Genomic DNA, 4,093 nt, shown 5'->3' on the forward strand with positions numbered 1-4,093 from the left:
CCACGGACCACGACGGCACCGCCGATCCGGAGGCGCGGGCGCGGCAGATCTGCCTGCGACTGCTGACGCTCGCTCCCCGGACCAGGGCGCAGCTCGCCGGCGCGCTCCGCGACCGCGGCGTTCCCGATGACGCCGCGCACGCCGTCCTGGACAGGTTCGCCGATGTGGGGCTGATCGACGACGCCGCGTTCGCCCGGGCGTGGGTGGAGTCCAGGCACTACAGCCGAGGGCTGGCGGGCCGTGCGCTGCGAGCCGAGCTCAGGCAGCGCGGCGTCGGCGACGACCAGATCAGGGACGCCATCGAGGACCTCGGCCCGGATGCCGAGGTCGCCACCGCGCGGCGGCTCGTCGACCGGAAGCTCATGAGCACCCGGGGCCTGCCGCCCGAGGCGCGGATCCGGAGGCTGGCCGGGACGCTGGCACGCAAGGGGTATCCGCCGGGTCTCGCGTTCCGTGTGGTCCGGGAGGCCCTGGAGACAGAAGGTGCGGAAGTAGGCGAATCCTGCCTCGACGACCTCGACAATTATACGGAATGAAGTTAATTTATTACTATCAGTGAACTTTGGTTCCCACAATGAGTCTCTGCTTGCTCAAACCGTTATCAACGCTTAACCTCAGCGCAGTGAGGCGTTACCTGGCGCTGGACGGGTGATCGGCTCGGACAAACCGAAGACGACGGCTAGTAGCCGCAGCCGGACGGCGTGCAGGACCCCTCGCGCCAGGGCGTGAGCCCGGGGCGGCGCCCCCGAGGACATGACCCTGGGTACCGCCCTGACCGTCAGGGTTCCGGGAGCACGGACGAAAGGGGTGCCCGTGAGCGGCGGAGTCGCGTTCATGGTGATCGGACTGGCCGCTTTGGTCCTGGCGTTCAGCGCGTTCGCTGTCGTGCTGCGCCGGTCCGCGCCCAGAACCGCACCGCCTGCGGACTCCACGCGGCTCTCGAAAGCCAGCGGGCTTGGCGTCGCCTCCGGGACCGTGGACCGGGATGCCGGCCAGCTCCACGATCGCGCCCAAGCCGACGCCGAGCAGCTCAGGGACCGCGCGCAAGCCGACGCGGACCAGCTCAGGGACCGCGCGCAAGCGGACGCCGAGCAGCTGAGGATCCGGGCTGAGGCCGAGGCCGAGGGGATCGTCAAGCGTGCCGCCGAGGGGACCGAGCAGGCCGCGCGAGACCGCCGCGAGGTCGAGGACGAGATCCGGGCCGTCAAGGACGAGATGCGCGAGCTCCGCAGCGACCTGGAGCGCCGCGAGCTGCGAATCGGCGAGCGGGAACAGCGCCTCGACGCCGAGATCCGCCGCATGGAGGAGCGCAGGCAGGCGCTCGAGCGCCGCAGGCAGGACCTCGACGAGCGGGCCACGGCCCTCGACGAGGCGGCCGCGTCGACCAGGCAGGAACTCGAGCGGGTCGCGGGGCTGACCGCGGACGACGCCAGGAACGAGCTTGTCGCGACCATGGAGAACCAGGCCAAGCGCGAGGCCGCGGTCACGATGCGGAACATCGAGAACGAGGCGAAGGCCGAGGCGGACAAGCGCGCCCGCAAGATCGTCACCCTCGCCATCCAGCGGATTGCAGTGGAGCAGACCAGCGAGTCCGTGGTCTCCGTAATGCACCTGCCCGGCGACGAGATGAAGGGCCGGATCATCGGCCGCGAGGGCCGGAACATCCGCGCCTTCGAGTCGATAACCGGCGTCAACCTGATCATCGACGACACGCCGGAGGCGGTGCTGCTCTCCTGTTTCGATCCGGTGCGCCGCGAGATCGCCCGGCTCACGCTGGAGCGCCTCGTCCAGGACGGCCGGATCCATCCGCAGCGGATCGAGGAGGCCTACGACCGCGGCAAGGCCGAGATCGAGCTGCTCTGCCAGCGGTCCGGCGAGGACGCCATGACCGAGCTCGGCATCACCGACATGCACCCCGAGCTGATCGCCCTGCTGGGCAGGCTCCGCTACCGCACCTCCTACGGCCAGAACGTCCTGGCGCACCTGATCGAGAGCGCGCACATCGCCGGCATAATGGCCAGCGAGCTGCGGATGGACCCGCTGCTGCTCAAGCGCTGCGCGGTGCTGCACGACATCGGCAAGGCGCTCACCCACGAGGTCGAGGGCAGCCACGCGCTGATCGGCGCGGAGATCGCCCGCAAGTACGGCGAGTCCGACGACGTGGTGCACGCGATCGAGGCACACCACAACGAGGTCGAGGTCCGCACCGTCGAGGCCGTGCTCACCCAGGCGGCCGACGCGATGAGCGGCGGCCGCCCAGGCGCGCGCCGCGAGTCGCTGGAAATGTACGTCAAGCGGCTGGAGCGCCTCGAGCAGATCGCCTCGGACAAGGACGGCGTCGAGAAGGTCTTCGCCATGCAGGCGGGCCGCGAGATCCGGGTCATGGTCAAGCCGGACAAGGTCGACGACATCCAGGCGCAGGTCATCGCCCGCGACATCGCCAAGCAGGTGGAAGAGGAACTCACCTACCCGGGCCAGATCCGCGTGACGGTCGTCCGCGAATCCCGCGCCACCGAGTTCGCCCGCTGACTCTCATTCCCAGTCGCGTCGGCTTGCGGGGTGTCCGGCGCGTCCAGCCGGTGCCTGAGAGCGGCACCGAACGACGCGGCGGAACCCCGCTGCCCCGCCGCTTCTCCCTCAGTCGAAGCCCGTACCGTAGCTCCGCGCTCCTCGTTTCATCGCAGCCCCTTCGGCCCGGCAGCTTCCAGCGACCGCCCACCCTAGGGCCGCGGCGGCTCCATGGCTCGGCCTTGCGGATTGGCGGTGTGGCCCACAAGCGCGAATCTATTGGCGGTATGGCCCACACCGCCAACGCCCGCCCGGCCGTGGACGGCTCTCCGGCACACGCGGCATCAAATCAGCTGTCACTTCTGTATCGACTACCACGCTGGCCTCGGGCGTTCGGCGGTTGCGGCCGGTGAAGGTCATCGCGAACTTCAACGTCATCGGCTGACGCCACTGGCGCGGTCGCGGCGGCCTTCCAGATACTCGCGTTCTGCGGTGTCGTGGGTCAGGCTGATCGCGCTGTCATAGGCCGCGACGGCCTCTTCTTTACGCCCGAGCCGGTCCAGCAGGTGCGCGCGGGTGGCCTTGGCCGGCTGGAAGAGCCGGGCACGCTGGCCCGCTTCCAAGAGCAGCGCGTCGAGTACGGCCAGTCCCGCCGCGGGCCCGTCGACCTCGGCGGTGACGGCGGCGAGCGCGACACCGCTGCCGAGGGAGGGCGCGATCGCCTGCAAGATGCGGTGCAGGGTGAGCAGCGTCGGCCAGTCCGTCGTGCCGTCGCGCCCTCGAGCGCAGTGCACGGCCTGGATCGAGGCCTCGAGCTGGAACCGTCCCAGCTGTCCCCGCGCGTGCGCGGCCCGCAGGTGCTCGTGCGCCCTGCTGATCAGCTCCTGATTCCACAGCGCGGGATCCTGATCGGGGAGCGCCACGAAATGTCCCTCCGCGTCGACCCGGGCCGGCCCGCGCGCCGCCGACAGCTCGATTAGCGCCGCGAGTCCCAGCGCCTCCGGATCGCCAGGGACGAGCGTGGTGAGCACCTCCGCGAGATGCAGCGCCTCAGAAGGCAGCTGGCGTGCTTGCGGGCCGGTCGCCCAGTCGATGACGTAGGCGCCGTAGACCGCCTCGAGGACCGAGGCCATCCGCGCCGGGAGATCCGCCAGGTCGGGGATGCGGAACGGAATCCCGGCGGCCTTGATGCGCTTCTTCACCCGCACCAGGCGGGTCGCCATCGTGGGCGCCGGCACCGAGAAGGCCCGCCCGACCTGCTCGGCGGTGAAACCCAGCACGGTGTTCAGCATGAGTGGCGTGTGCATCGCGCGGTCGATGGCCGGGTGCGCGCAGACGAGCATCAGCTCGAGCCGCCGGTCAGGGATCGCGTCGACGTCAACGCCATCGATGTGCGCCAGGGTGTCCGGGACGGCATCGAGCGCGACTGCCCGCTGCACCCGCGCGGACTTCCATTCGTCGCGCAGCCGGTTGCGGGCGACGGTCAGCAGCCACGCGTCGGGGTTGCCAGGCACCCCCTGCGACGGCCACGTCCGCAGGGCCCGCTCGAACGCGTCGGCGAGCGCGTCCTCCGCCCCGGCGAGGT

The 4,093-nt window shown here is 70.5% G+C and carries 3 protein-coding genes; 2 read left to right on the forward strand and 1 reads right to left on the reverse strand.

From position 1 onward, the window contains the following. Both WA805_RS31880 and rny read left to right on the forward strand, forming a co-directional pair. Positions 1-536: regulatory protein RecX (locus tag WA805_RS31880; protein ID WP_425244203.1), on the forward strand; the 536-nt coding region annotated here is incomplete at its 5' end. 298 nt (positions 537-834) lie between these two features. Then, a complete protein-coding gene (rny, locus tag WA805_RS31885) occupies positions 835-2,529 on the forward strand; it encodes a ribonuclease Y (protein WP_422275496.1) in 1,695 nt (564 codons plus the stop codon). A 413-nt stretch (positions 2,530-2,942) separates the two neighbouring features. Here the strand turns inward: rny and WA805_RS31890 are convergent. Further along, on the reverse strand, positions 2,943-4,093 hold a 1,151-nt coding region (locus WA805_RS31890; protein WP_425244204.1), incomplete at its 5' end, for an RNA polymerase sigma factor.

Origin of the sequence: Trebonia sp. (genome assembly GCF_049794275.1) — a bacterium.
GTDB lineage: Bacteria > Actinomycetota > Actinomycetes > Streptosporangiales > Streptosporangiaceae > Trebonia.